The sequence below is a fragment of the Enterobacter sp. BNK-8 genome (assembly GCF_048685095.1).
GTDB classification, from domain to species: domain Bacteria; phylum Pseudomonadota; class Gammaproteobacteria; order Enterobacterales; family Enterobacteriaceae; genus Enterobacter; species Enterobacter quasiroggenkampii.
The window spans coordinates 4,371,991-4,388,987 of the sequence record NZ_JBLQTN010000001.1; the positions used below are offsets into that span (position 1 = coordinate 4,371,991).

General features: G+C 56.0%; 13 protein-coding genes. 10 read left to right on the forward strand and 3 right to left on the reverse strand.

Going from position 1 to position 16,997, the window contains the following annotated elements; genetic code table 11:
* Nucleotides 1–9 precede the first annotated feature (9 nt).
* From yihS to ompL, 5 genes are all read left to right on the forward strand, one after another.
* The gene (gene yihS / locus ACMGGU_RS21160; protein WP_420300887.1) at nucleotides 10–1,251 is read left to right on the forward strand and encodes a sulfoquinovose isomerase; all 1,242 of its coding nucleotides are present in this window, start codon (nucleotides 10–12) and stop codon (nucleotides 1,249–1,251) included.
* A gap of 16 nt (nucleotides 1,252–1,267) precedes the next feature.
* Nucleotides 1,268–3,292, forward strand: coding sequence for an alpha-glucosidase (locus ACMGGU_RS21165; protein ID WP_420300888.1), 2,025 nt, complete (start codon nucleotides 1,268–1,270; stop codon nucleotides 3,290–3,292).
* Nucleotides 3,293–3,337: 45 nt separating this feature from the next.
* Nucleotides 3,338–4,720 (forward strand): MFS transporter, encoded by a 1,383-nt coding sequence (locus tag ACMGGU_RS21170; protein ID WP_420300889.1) that lies wholly within the window; start codon nucleotides 3,338–3,340, stop codon nucleotides 4,718–4,720.
* Between the two features lie 43 nt (nucleotides 4,721–4,763).
* Nucleotides 4,764–6,188: an MFS transporter gene (locus tag ACMGGU_RS21175; RefSeq protein WP_420300890.1), complete on the forward strand. Its 1,425-nt coding sequence runs from the start codon at nucleotides 4,764–4,766 to the stop codon at nucleotides 6,186–6,188.
* A gap of 74 nt (nucleotides 6,189–6,262) precedes the next feature.
* Nucleotides 6,263–6,949 (forward strand): porin OmpL, encoded by a 687-nt coding sequence (gene ompL / locus ACMGGU_RS21180; protein ID WP_420300891.1) that lies wholly within the window; start codon nucleotides 6,263–6,265, stop codon nucleotides 6,947–6,949.
* 79 nt (nucleotides 6,950–7,028) lie between these two features.
* Here ompL and typA read toward each other — a convergent pair whose 3' ends face one another.
* Nucleotides 7,029–8,852: a ribosome-dependent GTPase TypA gene (gene typA / locus ACMGGU_RS21185; RefSeq protein ID WP_023331638.1), complete on the reverse strand. Its 1,824-nt coding sequence runs from the start codon at nucleotides 8,850–8,852 to the stop codon at nucleotides 7,029–7,031.
* Between the two features lie 378 nt (nucleotides 8,853–9,230).
* On the opposite strand from typA, the gene glnA reads away from it, so the two are divergent.
* From glnA to ACMGGU_RS21205, 4 genes are all read left to right on the forward strand, one after another.
* Nucleotides 9,231–10,640, forward strand: a complete 1,410-nt coding sequence (gene glnA, locus ACMGGU_RS21190; RefSeq protein WP_008501856.1) for a glutamate--ammonia ligase — start codon at nucleotides 9,231–9,233, stop codon at nucleotides 10,638–10,640.
* Nucleotides 10,641–10,809: 169 nt separating this feature from the next.
* Nucleotides 10,810–11,859, forward strand: coding sequence for a nitrogen regulation protein NR(II) (gene glnL / locus ACMGGU_RS21195; protein WP_032644301.1), 1,050 nt, complete (start codon nucleotides 10,810–10,812; stop codon nucleotides 11,857–11,859).
* A gap of 11 nt (nucleotides 11,860–11,870) precedes the next feature.
* Nucleotides 11,871–13,283, forward strand: a complete 1,413-nt coding sequence (gene glnG, locus ACMGGU_RS21200; protein ID WP_023309765.1) for a nitrogen regulation protein NR(I) — start codon at nucleotides 11,871–11,873, stop codon at nucleotides 13,281–13,283.
* 110 nt (nucleotides 13,284–13,393) lie between these two features.
* A complete protein-coding gene (locus ACMGGU_RS21205; RefSeq protein ID WP_032622955.1) occupies nucleotides 13,394–13,504 on the forward strand; it encodes a YshB family small membrane protein in 111 nt (36 codons plus the stop codon).
* A 99-nt stretch (nucleotides 13,505–13,603) separates the two neighbouring features.
* Here the strand turns inward: ACMGGU_RS21205 and hemN are convergent, their stop codons facing one another.
* Together hemN and yihI are read right to left on the reverse strand one after the other, a co-directional pair.
* Nucleotides 13,604–14,977 (reverse strand): oxygen-independent coproporphyrinogen III oxidase, encoded by a 1,374-nt coding sequence (gene hemN, locus ACMGGU_RS21210; RefSeq protein WP_420300892.1) that lies wholly within the window; start codon nucleotides 14,975–14,977, stop codon nucleotides 13,604–13,606.
* A gap of 188 nt (nucleotides 14,978–15,165) precedes the next feature.
* Complete coding sequence (yihI, locus tag ACMGGU_RS21215) at nucleotides 15,166–15,681, reverse strand: Der GTPase-activating protein YihI (RefSeq protein ID WP_048226812.1); 516 nt, start codon at nucleotides 15,679–15,681, stop codon at nucleotides 15,166–15,168.
* 577 nt (nucleotides 15,682–16,258) lie between these two features.
* Here yihI and yihA point away from each other — a divergent pair.
* A complete protein-coding gene (yihA, locus tag ACMGGU_RS21220; RefSeq protein ID WP_048226811.1) occupies nucleotides 16,259–16,888 on the forward strand; it encodes a ribosome biogenesis GTP-binding protein YihA/YsxC in 630 nt (209 codons plus the stop codon).
* Nucleotides 16,889–16,997: the final 109 nt, after the last annotated feature.

The window sequence follows — 16,997 nt, forward strand, 5'->3', positions numbered from 1 at the left end:
GACCCGAACATGAAATGGTTTAACACCCTGAGCCATAACCGCTGGCTCGAGCAAGAGACCGACCGCATTCTCGATTTCGGTAAAAACGCCGCCGTACCGACCGGCTTTGGCTGGCTGGGCAATAACGGCCAGGTGCGTAGCGATATGGGCACGCATCTGTGGATCACCGCGCGTATGCTGCACGTTTACGCGGTGGCGGCGAACATGGGGCGTCCCGGTGCGTATGCCCTGGTTGAGCACGGCATTAACGCCCTGAACGGCCCGCTGCGCGACAAGCAGCACGGCGGCTGGTACGCCTGCGTTAACTATGAAGGCGTGATTGATGCGTCCAAGCAGGGCTATCAGCACTTCTTCGTCCTGCTGGGTGCGGCGAGCGCCGTCACCACCGGCCATCCGCAGGCACGCAGGCTGCTGGACGATGCCATCGAGGTGATTGAGCGTTACTTCTGGAGCGAACAGGAGCAGATGTGCCTGGAGTCATGGGATGAAGCCTTCAGCAAAACGGAAGATTACCGCGGCGGTAACGCCAACATGCACGCCGTAGAAGCCTTCCTCATCGTTTATGACGTGACCCACGACCGCAAATGGCTCGACCGCGCCCTGCGTATCGCGTCGGTGATTATTCACGACGTAGCGCGCAAAGGTGAGTACCGCGTTAACGAACATTTCGATACCAGCTGGAACCCGATCCGCGACTACAACATTGATAATCCCGCCCACCGCTTCCGCGCCTACGGCGGCACGCCGGGACACTGGATCGAGTGGGGCCGCCTGATGCTGCACCTGCGCGCCGCCCTGGAAGCGCGCTTTGAGACCCCGCCTGAATGGCTGCTGGAAGATGCGAAAGGCCTGTTCCACGCCACCATCCGCGACGCCTGGGCACCCGACGGCGCCGACGGGTTTGTCTATTCCGTGGGCTGGGACGGCAAGCCAATCGTCCGCGAACGCGTGCGCTGGCCAATCGTCGAGGCGATGGGCACGGCCTATGCCCTCTATACCGTCACCGGCGAAGCGCAGTACGAAGCCTGGTATCAGAAGTGGTGGGATTACTGCATCAAATACCTGATGGATTACGAGAACGGATCCTGGTGGCAGGAGCTGGACACCAACAACGAAGTGACCACCAAAGTCTGGGACGGCAAGCAGGATATTTACCACCTGCTGCACTGCCTGGTGATCCCCCGCCTGCCGCTGGCCCCGGGCTTAGCCCCTGCCGTCGCCGCCGGATTACTGGATAGCCAGGCCAAATAATTAAGACGGAGTGTTTATGCGTACCCTACACAATATTGACCTGAAAAATAACGAAAGTGGCTTCACCCTGCTCTGGCAGGACCGTCTGATTTTATCCCACACCGCGGATGCCCCTTGCCTGTGGATTGGCGCAGGCGAGGCGGATATCGAGATGTTTCGCGGCAACTTCAGCATCAAAGACAAGCTCAACGAAAAGATTGCCCTGACGGACGCGACCGTCACTCAGCAAAGCGCGGGCTGGGCGATCCGCTTTACCCGCGGCGATGCGGTAAGCGCGACGCTGCTGGTGGGCGTGGATGCGGAAGGCCGTCTGGAGCTGAAGCTGAAAAATGACGCCGCCAGCCATAACCGCATCTGGCTGCGGCTGGCAGCTCAGCCAGACGATCATATCTACGGCTGCGGCGAGCAGTTCTCGTATTTCGATTTGCGCGGCAAGCCGTTCCCGCTGTGGACCAGCGAGCAGGGCGTGGGCCGCAATAAGCAGACCTACGTCACCTGGCAGGCCGACTGCAAAGAGAACGCGGGCGGCGACTACTACTGGACCTTCTTCCCGCAGCCTACCTTCGTGAGCACCCAGAAGTACTACTGCCACGTGGATAACAGCTGCTACATGAACTTTGATTTCAGCGCGCCGGATTTCCACGAGCTGGCGTTCTGGGAAGATAACGCCACGCTGCGCTTCGAATGCGCAGAAACCTACGTCGATCTGCTGGAAAAACTGACCGGCCTGCTGGGGCGTCAGCCGGAGCTGCCGGACTGGGTGTACGACGGCGTGACGCTGGGCATTCAGGGCGGCACCGAGGTGTGTCAGCAGAAGCTCGACGCCATGCGCGAGGGCGGCGTGAAGGTCAACGGCATCTGGGCGCAGGACTGGTCCGGCATTCGCATGACCTCCTTCGGCAAGCGCGTGATGTGGAACTGGAAGTGGAACAGCGCGCTCTATCCGCAGCTTGATGCGCGGATTGCGAAGTGGAAAGAGGAAGGCGTGCAGTTCCTCTCCTATATCAACCCGTACGTCGCCAGCGATAAAGATCTCTGCGAAGAGGCGTCGAAGCGCGGCTATCTGACCAAAAACGCCGACGGCAAGGACTACCACGTTGAGTTCGGCGAGTTCTACGCGGGCGTTATCGACCTGACCAACCCGGAAGCCTACGACTGGTACAAAGAAGTCATCAAAAAGAATCTGATCGAACTGGGCTGCGGCGGCTGGATGGCCGATTTCGGGGAGTACCTGCCGACCGACACCTTCCTGCATAACGGCGTGAGCGCGGAGATCATGCATAACGCCTGGCCTGCCCTGTGGGCCAAATGTAACTACGAGGCGCTGGAAGAGACCGGCAAGCTCGGCGAGATCCTGTTCTTCATGCGCGCGGGCTACACTGGCAGCCAGAAGCACTCGGTGATGATGTGGGCGGGAGATCAGAACGTCGACTGGAGCCTGGACGACGGTCTGGCGTCCGTCATCCCTGCGGCGCTGTCGCTGGCGATGACCGGGCACGGCCTGCACCACAGCGACATCGGCGGCTATACGACCCTGTTCGAGATGAAGCGCAGCAAAGAGCTGCTGCTGCGCTGGTGCGACTTCAGCGCCTTTACGCCGATGATGCGTACCCATGAGGGTAACCGCCCCGGCGATAACTGGCAGTTCGACGACGACGCGGAAACCATCGCGCACTTCGCGCGCATGACCACCGTCTTCACCACCCTGAAGCCGTATATCAAAGCCGCCGTCGCGCAGAACGCAAAAAGCGGCCTGCCGGTGATGCGTCCGCTGTTCCTGCACTACGAGGACGATGCGCGCGCCTACACGCTGAAATACCAGTACCTGTTTGGCCGCGACCTGCTGGTGGCACCGGTTTATGAAGAGGGGCGCCGCGACTGGTCGCTCTATCTGCCGCAGGACAGCTGGGTGAATGCGTGGACCGGGGAAACCTGCCAGGGCGGCGACGTCACTGTTGATGCCCCGCTCGGCAAGCCGCCGGTCTTCTACCGCCAGCACAGCGAATGGGCAGATCTGTTTAGCACCTTACGTGATATCTGATAAGGCTCGCCCGCAGGGAAACCTGCGGGCAGACGGAGAACAATAATGAGTCAACATACTTCCGATCCGGCAACCCTACGCCTGCCGTTTAAAGAAAAACTCGCCTACGGGATGGGCGATCTCGGCTCAAACATCCTGCTGGATATCGGCACGCTCTATTTGCTGAAGTTTTATACTGATGTTCTGGGGCTGCCGGGTACCTACGGCGGAATCATCTTCCTGATTGCGAAGTTCTTTACCGCCTTCACCGATATGGGCACCGGGATCATGCTCGACTCGCGGCGCAAGATCGGCCCGAAAGGAAAATTCCGCCCGTTCGTGCTCTATGCGGCGTTCCCGGTGACCTTACTGGCGATTGCCAACTTCGTCGGCACGCCGTTTGAAATCACCGGTAAAACGGTGATGGCGACGGTGCTGTTCATGCTGTACGGCCTGTTCTTCAGCATGATGAACTGCTCCTACGGCGCGATGGTACCGGCCATTACTAAAAACCCGGACGAGCGCGCCTCGCTGGCCGCCTGGCGTCAGGGCGGCGCTACGCTGGGCCTGCTGCTTTGTACCGTGGGTTTTGTTCCGGTGATGAACCTGATTGTAGGCAATGACCAGCTTGGCTACATCTTTGCCGCCACCCTCTTCTCGCTGTTCGGGCTGTTTTTTATGTGGTGGTGCTACAAGGGGGTGACCGAGCGTTACGTCGAGGCGCAGCCCGCTAACCCGGCGCAAAAACCTGGGCTGCTGCAGTCATTTCGCGCCATCGCCGGGAACCGTCCGCTGTTTATCCTGTGCATCGCGAACCTGTGCACGCTGGGCGCCTTTAACGTCAAACTCGCCATTCAGGTCTACTACACGCAGTACGTGCTGAACGACCCAATCCTGCTGTCGTACATGGGCTTCTTCAGCATGGGCTGCATTTTTATCGGCGTCTTTATGATGCCCGGCGCGGTGCGGCGCTTCGGCAAGAAAAAAGTCTACATCAGCGGGCTAACGATTTGGGTGGCGGGCGATCTGCTCAACTACTTCTTCGGCGGCGGCTCGGTGAGCTTTGTGGCGTTCTCCTGCCTGGCGTTCTTCGGTTCCGCGTTTGTGAATAGCCTGAACTGGGCGCTGGTGTCCGATACCGTGGAGTACGGCGAGTGGCGCACCGGCGTGCGCTCCGAAGGGACGGTCTACACCGGCTTTACCTTCTTCAGGAAAGTATCCCAGGCGCTGGCAGGTTTCTTCCCGGGGATCATGCTCACGCAGATCGGCTATGTGCCCAACGTGGTGCAATCCAGTGGCACGGTTGAAGGGCTGCGGCAGCTGATATTTATCTACCCGAGCCTGCTGGCGGTCATCACCATCGTGGCGATGGGCTGCTTCTATAACCTCAACGAGAAGATGTATGTGCGCATCGTCGAAGAAATCGAACTGCGCAAACGTACGGCATAAATGACGTGATAGAGCGCCCTGCGGGGCGCTCTGAGGATCGACCATGACACATAACACTGATCCGTTAACCCTGAAATTGAGCCTGCGAGAGAAGTGCGCCTACGGGATGGGCGATTTTGGCTCGAACCTGATGCTGTGTATTGGTACGCTGTATTTGCTGAAGTTTTATACAGACGAACTGGGCATGCCGGCGTTCTATGGCGGCATTATTTTCCTGGTAGCGAAGTTTTTTACCGCGTTTACCGACATGCTAACCGGCGTACTGCTCGATTCCCGGCGTCACATCGGTGCAAGAGGAAAATTCCGGCCATTCATTCTTTACGCCTCCGTGCCGGTGGCGCTGGTCGCGACGGCGCAGTTTATGGCCAACGACTTTAGCCTGACGGTGAAAACGGCGCTCGCCACCGTGCTCTTCATGATGTTTGGCCTCTGCTACAGCCTGATGAACTGCGCCTACGGTGCGATGGTCCCGGCCATCACCAAAAACCCGAACGAGCGCGCGCAGTTGGCGGCCTGGCGTCAGGGCGGCGCAACGGTGGGGCTGTTACTCTGCACCGTCGGCTTTATGCCCATTCAGGCGCTGTTCGTCCACCAGCCCTCCCTCGGCTATCTGGTGGCCGCGCTGGTGTTCGTCACTGGCGGTCTGTTCTGCATGTGGTGGTGCTATAGCGGAGTTAAAGAACGCTACGTGGAGCTCACACCCGATCACCACAAGCCCGGCATTCTGAAATCGTTCTGTGCGATTTTCCGCAATCCGCCGCTGCTGGTGCTGTGCATCGCTAACCTGTGTACCCTCGCTGCGTTTAACATCAAGTTAGCGATTCAGGTCTATTACACCCAGTACGTGCTGAACGATCTGCATCTGCTGTCGTGGATGGGCTTTTTCAGCATGGGCTGCATCCTGATTGGCGTGTTTCTGGTGCCCGGCGCAGTGAAGCGCTTTGGCAAGAAACCGGTCTATCTGGGTGGCCTGGCGCTGTGGGCAGTGGGCGACGTGCTGAATTTCTTCTGGGGGACCAGCTCCCTGCTGTTCGTGATGTTTTCCTGCATGGCCTTCTTCGGCACCGCGTTTGTGAACAGCCTGAACTGGGCACTGGTGCCGGATACCGTCGATTACGGCGAGTGGAAAACCGGCATTCGCGCCGAAGGGTCGGTGTATACCGGCTATACCTTCTCGCGCAAAATCTCCGCCGCGCTCGCCGGTTTCCTGCCCGGCATTATGCTGACCCAGATTGGCTACGTTCCCCATGCAGTGCAGAGCGCGGGCACGCTGCTTGGGTTGCGTCAGCTTATTTTCCTCTGGCCGTGCGGCCTGGCGATTGTTGCTGCCGTGACCATGGGGCTGTTTTATAAACTCAACGAAGCGCGCTTCGCCTTTATTATCGAGGAGATTGGAAAACGGAAGAAACAAACCGCGAATACCCCTGAGATAACCACCAACAATAAAGCGTCAGCAGTCACTTTATAACAATAAATCCGGCCACTATGTCCTTCCTGTTTATCAGGAGGGAGGCCTTTCTGTACCTGATACATGGACAAATTATGAAAAGAATCATCACTGTACTGATCGTGTCGTCTGTGTCCTGCTCGGTATTTGCCGGGGCCTATGTCGAAACCCGCGAAGCCTACAATACAGCCTCAGAGCTGCACGAGGTGATCCTGCGTGCGGGCTATAACTTCGATATGGGCGCGGGACTGATGTTCACCAACGCCTATAACGTGGGCAAATGGGATGAGCTGAAACACAGCTATAACGAAATCGAGGGGTGGTATCCGCTCTTTAAACCAACCGACAAACTCACTTTCCAGCCCGGTGGGTTGATTAACGACAGCAGCGCAGGGTCCGGCGGTGCGGTTTATTTAGATACCAACTACAAATTTACAGACTGGTTTAATCTGACGTTCCGCTATCGCTACAACCATAACAACTACGATACGCCGGACTATAACGGGCAGATGGATAAGAATGACACGCACGAATTTGCCAACTACTGGAATTTCAAAGTGACGGATGCGTTTTTCTACACCTTTGAGCCGCACTTTTTCCAGCGGGTGAATGATTACCACAGCAAAAATGGCAAAGACCATCACTGGGAAATTACCAACAAGTTCAGCTATAAAATCGACAGAAACTGGCTGCCGTACCTCGAACTGCAGTGGCTGGACAGGTGGAATGATTACAACCGGGAGCAGTACCGGATCCGTTTAGGGTTACGGTATTCGTTCTAATAAAAAAGCCGCTGATCGCTCAGCGGCTTTTTCGTTGCCGGGTGGCGCATGCGCTTACCCGGCCTACGGATTAACCGTATTAGTCTTCTTTCGCACCGCGCATAGCACGTTTACGATCGTTCTCGGTCAGGTGACGTTTACGGATACGAATTGACTGTGGAGTCACTTCGACCAGTTCGTCATCATCGATGAATTCCAGAGCCTGCTCCAGAGTCATCTTGATCGGTGGAACCAGAACCGTTGCTTCGTCAGTACCGGACGCACGCATGTTGGTCAGTTTCTTACCGGTCAGGCAGTTTACGGTCAGGTCGTTAGAACGACTGTGAATACCGATGATCTGGCCTTCATAAACCTCAGCACCGTGACCCAGGAACAGCTTACCGCGATCCTGCAGACCGAACAGCGCAAACGCAACCGCTTTACCCTGACCGTTGGAGATCAGCACGCCGTTGTTACGCTGGCCCACTTCACCCGGACGAACGTCGTCGTAGTGGCTGAAGGTGGAGTACAGCAGACCGGTACCTGAAGTCATGGTCATGAACTCAGAACGGAAGCCGATCAGGCCACGGCTTGGGATCACGTAGTCGAGACGTACGCGGCCTTTGCCATCTGGATTCATGTTTTTCAGGTCGCCTTTACGCTCACCAAGAGCCTGCATCACAGAACCCTGGTGCTGCTCTTCAACGTCCAGCGTCACGTTTTCGAACGGCTCTTGTTTACGGCCATCGATTTCGCGGAAGATAACTTTCGGACGGGAAACCGCCATTTCGAAACCTTCACGACGCATGTTTTCGATCAGAACAGACAGGTGCAGCTCACCACGACCCGAAACGCGGAATGCATCAGCGTCTTCGGTTTCTTCAACGCGCAGCGCAACGTTGTGCACCAGCTCTTTGTTCAGGCGGTCAAGGATCTGACGAGAGGTAACGAACTTACCTTCTTTACCACAGAACGGAGAGGTGTTGACGTTGAAGAACATGGATACGGTTGGTTCATCAACGGACAGGGCTGGCAGCGCTTCGACGTTCTGCGGATCGCAGATGGTGTCGGAGATGTTCAGTTCACCCAGACCGGTGATAGCGATGATGTCGCCCGCTTCAGCGATGTCGCTCTCGATACGCTCAAGGCCCAGGTGAGTCAGTACTTTACCAACTTTACCGTTACGGGTTTTGCCTTCGCTATCGATGATAGTGACCTGCTGGTTCGGCTTCACTTTACCGCGCTTGATACGACCAATGCCGATAACGCCAACGTAGTTGTTGTAATCGAGCTGAGAGATCTGCATCTGCAGGGTACCGTCGAGATCGACGTTTGGCGCAGGAACACGGTCAACAATCGCCTGATACAGCGGGGTCATGTCTTCAGCCATGTCTTCGTGGTCCAGACCTGCGATACCGTTCAGCGCAGAGGCGTAAACGATAGGGAAGTCCAGCTGCTCGTCGGTCGCGTCGAGGTTAACGAACAGGTCGAATACTTGGTCAACAACCCAGTCAGGACGCGCGCCAGGGCGGTCAACTTTGTTGATAACAACGATTGGCTTCAGACCATGGGCAAATGCTTTTTTGGTCACGAAGCGCGTCTGTGGCATTGGGCCATCCATTGCGTCAACGACCAGCAGAACGGAGTCTACCATGGACATTACACGTTCAACTTCACCACCGAAGTCGGCGTGCCCTGGGGTATCAACGATGTTGATACGGTAGTCATTCCATTTAATCGCGGTGTTTTTCGCGAGGATGGTAATCCCACGCTCTTTCTCCAAATCGTTGGAGTCCATCACGCGTTCTTGGGTTTCGGCACGCGCATCAAACGTACCGGATTGCTGCAGCAGCTTATCGACCAGGGTAGTTTTACCATGGTCAACGTGCGCGATGATGGCGATGTTACGCAAATTTTCGATCACAACTTTGCCTCAGGCATTTAGAAATAGCGCGTTATTGTACACGGATTAATCGCACTACAAAACAGGATCACAAACATCCCCCGCAAACAAGTATTGCAGAGATGCTTTGTGATCGCTTTCACGGAGCGGTAAAAGGGCACTTTAACGTAAATTGCACCAATATGGTGCTCAATGTTCACATTGAAGCACTATACTGGTGCAACAAATCCATCGTGGTGCAGCCCTTTTGCACTATGGTGCGCATGATAACGCCTTTTTGGGGTGTTTTAAAAGTTGGCACAGATTTCGCTTTATAAAAAATACATGGCACCAGCCAGTACAAACAGAAATTGAAGACCTCGTTACCACGACGACAATGACCAATCTGGAGAGTTAAGTATGTCCGCTGAACACGTTTTGACGATGCTGAACGAACATGAAGTGAAGTTTGTTGATCTGCGCTTCACCGATACCAAAGGTAAAGAACAGCACGTCACAATCCCTGCTCATCAGGTGAACGCCGAATTCTTTGAAGAAGGCAAAATGTTTGACGGCTCCTCCATTGGTGGCTGGAAAGGCATTAACGAATCCGACATGGTTCTGATGCCAGATGCGACCACTGCGGTCATTGATCCGTTCTTCGAAGAACCAACCCTGATCATCCGTTGCGACATCCTCGAGCCAGGCACGCTGCAGGGCTACGACCGCGACCCACGTTCTATCGCGAAACGCGCTGAAGAGTACCTGCGTTCTACCGGCATCGCAGACACCGTTCTGTTCGGGCCAGAGCCAGAGTTCTTCCTGTTCGATGACATCCGTTTCGGTGCGTCTATTTCTGGCTCCCACGTGGCTATCGACGACATCGAAGGCGCATGGAACTCCTCCACCAAATACGAAGGTGGTAACAAAGGTCACCGTCCAGGCGTGAAAGGCGGTTACTTCCCGGTTCCTCCGGTCGACTCTGCACAGGACATTCGTTCCACCATGTGTCTGGTGATGGAAGAGATGGGCCTGGTTGTTGAAGCTCACCACCACGAAGTGGCGACGGCGGGTCAGAACGAAGTGGCTACCCGCTTCAACACCATGACCAAAAAAGCGGACGAAATTCAGATCTACAAATACGTTGTGCACAACGTTGCGCACCGTTTCGGTAAAACCGCGACCTTCATGCCAAAACCAATGTTTGGCGATAACGGTTCCGGTATGCACTGCCACATGTCTCTGTCCAAGAACGGTACCAACCTGTTCTCTGGCGACAAATATGCCGGTCTGTCCGAGCAGGCGCTGTATTACATTGGCGGCGTAATCAAACACGCTAAAGCGATCAACGCCCTGGCGAACCCAACCACCAACTCCTACAAGCGTCTGGTCCCGGGCTACGAAGCGCCAGTGATGCTGGCCTACTCTGCGCGTAACCGTTCTGCTTCTATCCGTATCCCGGTGGTGGCGTCTCCTAAAGCGCGTCGTATCGAAGTGCGCTTCCCGGATCCAGCGGCTAACCCATACCTGTGCTTCGCAGCACTGCTGATGGCCGGTCTGGACGGTATCAAGAACAAGATCCACCCGGGCGAAGCGATGGACAAAAACCTGTACGACCTGCCGCCAGAAGAAGCGAAAGAGATCCCACAGGTTGCTGGCTCTCTGGAAGAAGCCCTGCAGGCGCTGGACGCAGACCGCGAGTTCCTGACTGCAGGTGGCGTATTCACTGACGACGCTATCGATGCTTACATCGCACTGCGCACTGAAGAGAACGACCGCGTGCGTATGACTCCGCATCCGGTTGAGTTCGAACTGTACTACAGCGTTTAATAAGTTGTTTTACCCGGCGTGGTAAGCGCCGGGAGTAGTTGCCGTGGAAACTTTTAGCCCATCTCCGGATGGGCTTTTTTCTCCACCAACAATCTGATCTCACGCGCTTTTGACGCCGAAAACGCTATACTGCACTAAATTAGTGCAAACGACTCCAGGAGACTGCTGAATGGCAACTGGCACGCTGCCCGATGCTGGGCAGATCCTCAATTCTTTGATTAACAGCATTTTGCTGGTCGATGACGAGCTGGCCGTTCATTACGCCAACCCGGCGGCACAGCAGCTGCTCGCCCAAAGCGCACGTAAACTGTTCGGCACCCCACTTCCGGAACTCCTGAGCTATTTTTCGCTGAATATTGGCCTGATGCAGGAAAGTTTACAGGCAGGCCAGGGTTTCACCGATAACGAAGTGACGCTGGTGATCGACGGGCGTTCGCACATACTGTCGCTGACCGCGCAACGTCTTCCCGAAGGCCTGATCCTGCTGGAAATGGCGCCGATGGATAATCAGCGCCGACTGAGCCAGGAACAGCTTCAGCATGCACAGCAAATTGCCGCCCGAGACCTGGTGCGCGGTCTGGCGCATGAAATCAAAAACCCGCTGGGCGGATTACGCGGTGCGGCGCAGCTTCTGACCAAGGCGCTGCCTGACCCTGCGCTGGCGGAGTACACCAACGTCATCATCGAGCAGGCGGACCGTCTGCGGAATCTGGTTGACCGCCTTCTCGGGCCACAGCAGCCGGGAATGCACGTCACAGAAAGCATCCATAAAGTGGCTGAACGGGTGGTCAAGCTCGTCTCGATGGAGCTGCCGGAGAACGTCACGCTGGTACGTGATTACGACCCAAGCCTGCCGGAACTGGCTCATGACCCGGATCAGATTGAGCAGGTCCTGTTGAACATTGTGCGCAATGCCCTGCAGGCGCTGGGGCCTGACGGGGGCGAGATTATTTTACGCACCCGTACCGCCTTCCAGCTCACGTTACACGGCGTGCGCTACCGGCTTGCGGCCCGAATCGACGTCGAGGATAACGGGCCCGGCATTCCATCGCATCTGCAGGACACCCTGTTCTACCCGATGGTCAGCGGTCGCGAAGGCGGAACCGGCCTGGGCTTATCCATTGCCCGCAGTTTGATCGATCAACACTCTGGAAAAATTGAATTTACCAGTTGGCCGGGACATACCGAGTTTTCGGTTTTCCTGCCGATTAAAAAATAAAGGTGACGTTTATGCAACGAGGGATAGTCTGGGTAGTCGATGACGATAGCTCCATCCGTTGGGTGCTTGAACGCGCGCTCACAGGGGCGGGATTAAGCTGCACGACGTTTGAGAGCGGCAGCGAAGTGCTCGACGCACTCACCACCAAAACGCCCGATGTTCTGCTGTCGGATATTCGCATGCCGGGCATGGACGGGCTGGCGCTGTTAAAGCAGATCAAACAACGCCACCCTATGCTTCCGGTCATCATAATGACGGCACACTCCGATCTGGATGCCGCGGTGAGCGCTTACCAGCAAGGAGCATTCGATTATCTGCCCAAACCGTTTGATATCGACGAGGCGGTGGCGCTGGTCGAGCGCGCGATTAGCCACTATCAGGAGCAGCAGCAGCCGCGCCACGCGCCCGATTTTGGGCCAACCACCGACATCATCGGCGAAGCGCCGGCGATGCAGGACGTCTTTCGCATTATTGGCCGTCTGTCCCGCTCGTCCATCAGCGTCTTGATTAACGGCGAATCGGGAACCGGTAAAGAGCTTGTGGCGCATGCTCTGCATCGCCACAGCCCGCGGGCAAAAGCGCCGTTTATCGCCCTGAATATGGCGGCGATCCCGAAGGACTTGATTGAATCCGAACTGTTCGGGCACGAAAAAGGGGCGTTTACCGGCGCAAATACCATTCGCCAGGGGCGCTTCGAACAGGCAGACGGCGGCACGCTGTTCCTGGATGAGATCGGCGATATGCCGCTGGATGTCCAGACCCGTCTGCTGCGCGTGCTGGCCGACGGACAGTTTTACCGCGTGGGCGGTTATGCGCCGGTGAAGGTGGACGTGCGTATTATCGCCGCGACCCACCAGAACCTGGAGCAGCGCGTGCAGGAAGGCAAATTCCGTGAGGATTTATTCCATCGTCTGAACGTCATTCGCGTTCATCTGCCGCCGCTGCGTGAACGCCGGGAAGATATTCCCCGCCTGGCGCGCCATTTCCTGCAGGTAGCCGCCCGCGAGCTGGGTGTGGAGGCCAAGCAGCTTCACCCGGAAACCGATGCTGCCCTTACGCGCCTGGCGTGGCCGGGCAACGTGCGTCAGCTGGAAAACACCTGCCGCTGGTTAACCGTGATGGCCGCCGGGCAGGAAGTGCTGATTCAGGATTTACCGGCCGAGCTGTTTGAAGCGACCGCGCCTGAAAGCAGCACCGGGCATGCTTTGCCGGACAGCTGGGCAACGCTGCTGGCGCAGTGGGCCGACCGCGCGCTGCGTTCCGGTCATCAAAACCTGCTGTCTGAAGCGCAGCCTGAGATGGAGCGTACGCTGTTAACTACCGCGCTTCGTCATACGCAGGGCCACAAGCAGGAAGCCGCTCGCCTGTTGGGATGGGGACGCAATACCCTGACGCGCAAGCTGAAAGAGCTGGGAATGGAGTAATATCCGCGCTTGTGTAAAGGTTATTAATTGAGCGCAAATTGCCGTTATTTTGCGCTTTACTGTTCCGATGAGTTTTGTATGATCGTGCCCGGAAATTGGGGGTGAACATCATGCTGGAAACATTCGTGAATATGCTCTCTAGCGGAGCCGCTGAAAGCCACACGCCACAAACCGCCGTTGCGGCGGTGCTGTGCGCGGCGCTGGTTGGGCTGTTTAGCTAGCGAGTTGGCGATGAAATCCGGGTGGCGCTTCGCTTACCCGGCCTACATTTCGCACTTTTGTAGGCCGGGTAAGGCGAAGCCGCCACCCGGCATTGCAGTTTAAATTACCCGCGAGAACTGCTGCATACGCGCTTTCTGACGCAGATACGCGTCGAAGCACATGCAGATATTGCGGATCAACAGACGCCCTTTTGGCGTGACCTCAATCGCGCTCTCCGACATATCCACCAGCCCGTCTTTCGCCAGCGGCGCCAGCAACTTCAGGTCTTCTGCGAAATAATCGCTGAAGTTCAGCGTCCACTGCGCTTCCACGTCGCTGAAATCGAGACGGAAGTTGCAGATAAGCGCCTTAATCACATCGCGACGGATACAGTCGTCGTGCGTTAATGCGATGCCGCGCCACAGCGCGTTGCCCGTCTCATCAACCTGCTGGTAATACAGCTTCAGTTCTTTCTGGTTTTGCGCGTAGCAGTCGCCGATCATGCTGATGGCGGAGACGCCCATTCCCAGCAAATCGGTATCGCCCTGGGTCGTGTAGCCCTGGAAGTTGCGGTGCAGGACCCCTTCGCGCTGAGCGACCGCCAGTTCGTCGTCCGGACGGGCAAAGTGATCCATGCCGATAAACTGATAGCCGGTGTCGGTCAGCGAGGTGATGGTTTCCTGCAGGATATCCAGCTTCTGCTGGGCAGAAGGCAGATCGGCATCTTTGATTTTACGCTGGGCGGCAAACAGCGTCGGCAGATGCGCGTAGTTAAAGACGCTCAGACGGTCCGGGTTGAGTTCGGCCACGCGCTTCAGCGTGAAGGCGAAGCTTTCCGGCGTTTGCTTTGGCAGGCCATAAATCAGGTCAATATTGGTCGAGGTGAAGCCAATTTCACGCGCATGGTTGAGTAAGGCAAAGATAAAGTCTTCGTCCTGCTCGCGGTTCACCAGACGCTGAACCTCTTTATTGAAATCCTGCACGCCCATGCTCAGGCGGTTGAAGCCTTCGGCGCGTAAGTGATCGAGGACATCCAGCTCAATTTCACGCGGATCGACTTCGATCGAGATTTCTGCGTCGTCGTTAAAACTGAAATTATCGCGCAGAAGCGTCATCAGGCGGCTGATTTGCGCTTTATTCAGATAGGTTGGCGTACCGCCGCCCCAGTGCAGCTGGCTGACGTGACGGCCTTTGAACAGCGGCGCGCGATGCACAATTTCCTGTTCGAGCGCGTCAAGGTACTGGTCGGCTTTATGCTGCTGGCGGGTCACGATTTTATTGCAGCCGCAGAAGTAGCAAAGCTTGTGGCAGAACGGAATATGGACGTAGAGCGACAGCGGACGCTCAGGATAGCGCGCAACAGCCTGCTGAAAATCCCCCTCGCCGAAGGCATCGGAGAACTCCAGCGCGGTGGGGTATGACGTATAACGCGGCCCGGAATAGTTATATTTCTGGATTAGGGCCAAATCCCAGTCGATAGTTGGTGCTGACATGCTCACTCCTTCCGTTGGTGTCGCGTTCGTATACGGCGGCCCGTTCTGACCCCATTGCGGGCCATCATTCGGGTGCGCAGCCACTTCTGTCGCCGCGACAACCGCCGTAGTTTAACGAATAACCACACCAGATAACATATAACCGGAAGGGTTATAAGCAGGACTATCGTGCCTGCCGGGTGCAAATGTTAGTTTCCACCCTTCAGAAGACGCATCATATCTTCCTGCTTTTCGTCTTCTTCTTCGTCGTCTTCATCATCGTAAGACAGACCCAGCTTCTGCATCAGCTCGTCGATGCGATCCAGTTTGGCATCCACCCATGACTGCTCTTCAGCGGTCAGGGTTTCACCCTCTTCAAGACGTTCCAGCAGCGCGTCCAGGCGCTCATCGTTCTCCAGCAAATCCAGCTCAGCCTGCGGTGAAAGCATAGGTTTCTCGCTCTTTGGTTTGTGCTGCTTAGTGACCGGGGTGTCTGTCACGCCTAGTGGAATGGGTGTTTTACTGCCGATACGAGGATCTTTCTGCTGTTTGCCTTTTGCAGAAGCGCCTGCTGCACCACCACCGTTGGCACGGCTACCCGCAGCATGACCGCGATGTTTTTTGTCGCGTTTGCGGTCGCGCGCTTCCTGGTTCAGTTCTTCGCGCGTTTTGCGGCGTGCTTTTGCAGGGCGTTTCGCGCCCACAGCGGAGGTTGGTTTTTTCATGATGTTTTATCTTTAAGTCGTTTTCTTCAGTATAGAATTGCGGCGAAATCTAGCAGAAAGCAAGCAAAGAAAAAAGGCGACAGAGCAATCTGTCGCCTTTTTTCCTGACTCACAACCCTTAGCGGGTCAGACATTCCATGTTTGCCAACAACAAACCCTGTTTATCCCTTGGCTAATACCGTCCGTGATACGGTTCCATTTCCTGTTAAAACGCCTCCAGGCGCTGGTCGTCCTGACAATCCTGCGTCTTCGCCTCCTGGCGCTCCTGACCCTAATCCTTAAGTCGATTTCCTGTTGGCTTCCTCGCCCTGACGCACACTTTACCTTGTTCCGTTAAACTAACAAGCAACGAAACGGTATAAAAAGAGATTTTCAGACAATTACCCGAAAATAAGCTTATGATTTAAAACAGTTTGCATTTTTTAACGCCTGCGAATTCTCTGAAATCTCCCATAGCATCACTGGCGGATCTCTCACACCGGTGGGGGCATTCGCCTACAGGGCATAGCAATCAGAAAAGCCTTTTGCCTGCATTCGGGTATAATCCCCCTCAGATTACGATTTTGGAGACGACCACGTGACTACCTGGAACTACCAACAGACGCATTTTGTCACCAGTGCGCCCGATATTCGCCACCTCCCCTCTGATACCGGTATTGAAGTGGCCTTTGCTGGCCGCTCTAATGCGGGGAAATCCAGCGCCCTGAATACGCTGACCAATCAGAAGAACCTGGCGCGTACCTCAAAAACACCTGGCCGTACCCAGCTGATCAACCTGTTTGAAGTTGCAGAGGGCAAACGCCTGGTCGACTTACCGGGGTACGGTTACGCACAGGTACCCGAAGAGATGAAAATCAAGTGGCAGCGTGCGCTGGGTGAATACCTGGAAAAACGCCTGTGCCTGAAAGGTCTGGTGGTGCTGATGGATATTCGCCATCCCCTGAAAGATCTCGATCAGCAGATGATCGACTGGGCGGTGGCAAGCGATATCGCCGTGCTGGTGCTGCTGACGAAAGCCGATAAGCTGGCAAGCGGCGCGCGTAAAGCGCAGGTGAATATGGTTCGCGAAGCGGTGCTGGCGTTCAACGGCGATGTGCAGGTTGAACCGTTCTCCTCGCTGAAAAAGCAGGGCGTGGACAAGCTGCGTCAAAAGCTCGACACCTGGTTTAACGAGCTGGAACCCGCGACGGAAGCGGAAGAAGAGTAATACCGGGCGCGGCGATGGCCGCGCTTTTTTTTGCCCGAAAGTTTCTTTGCCGCAATAAAAAACGCCCCAGTCATTACTGACTGGGGCGGCTAAAATATTCAGCCAAATC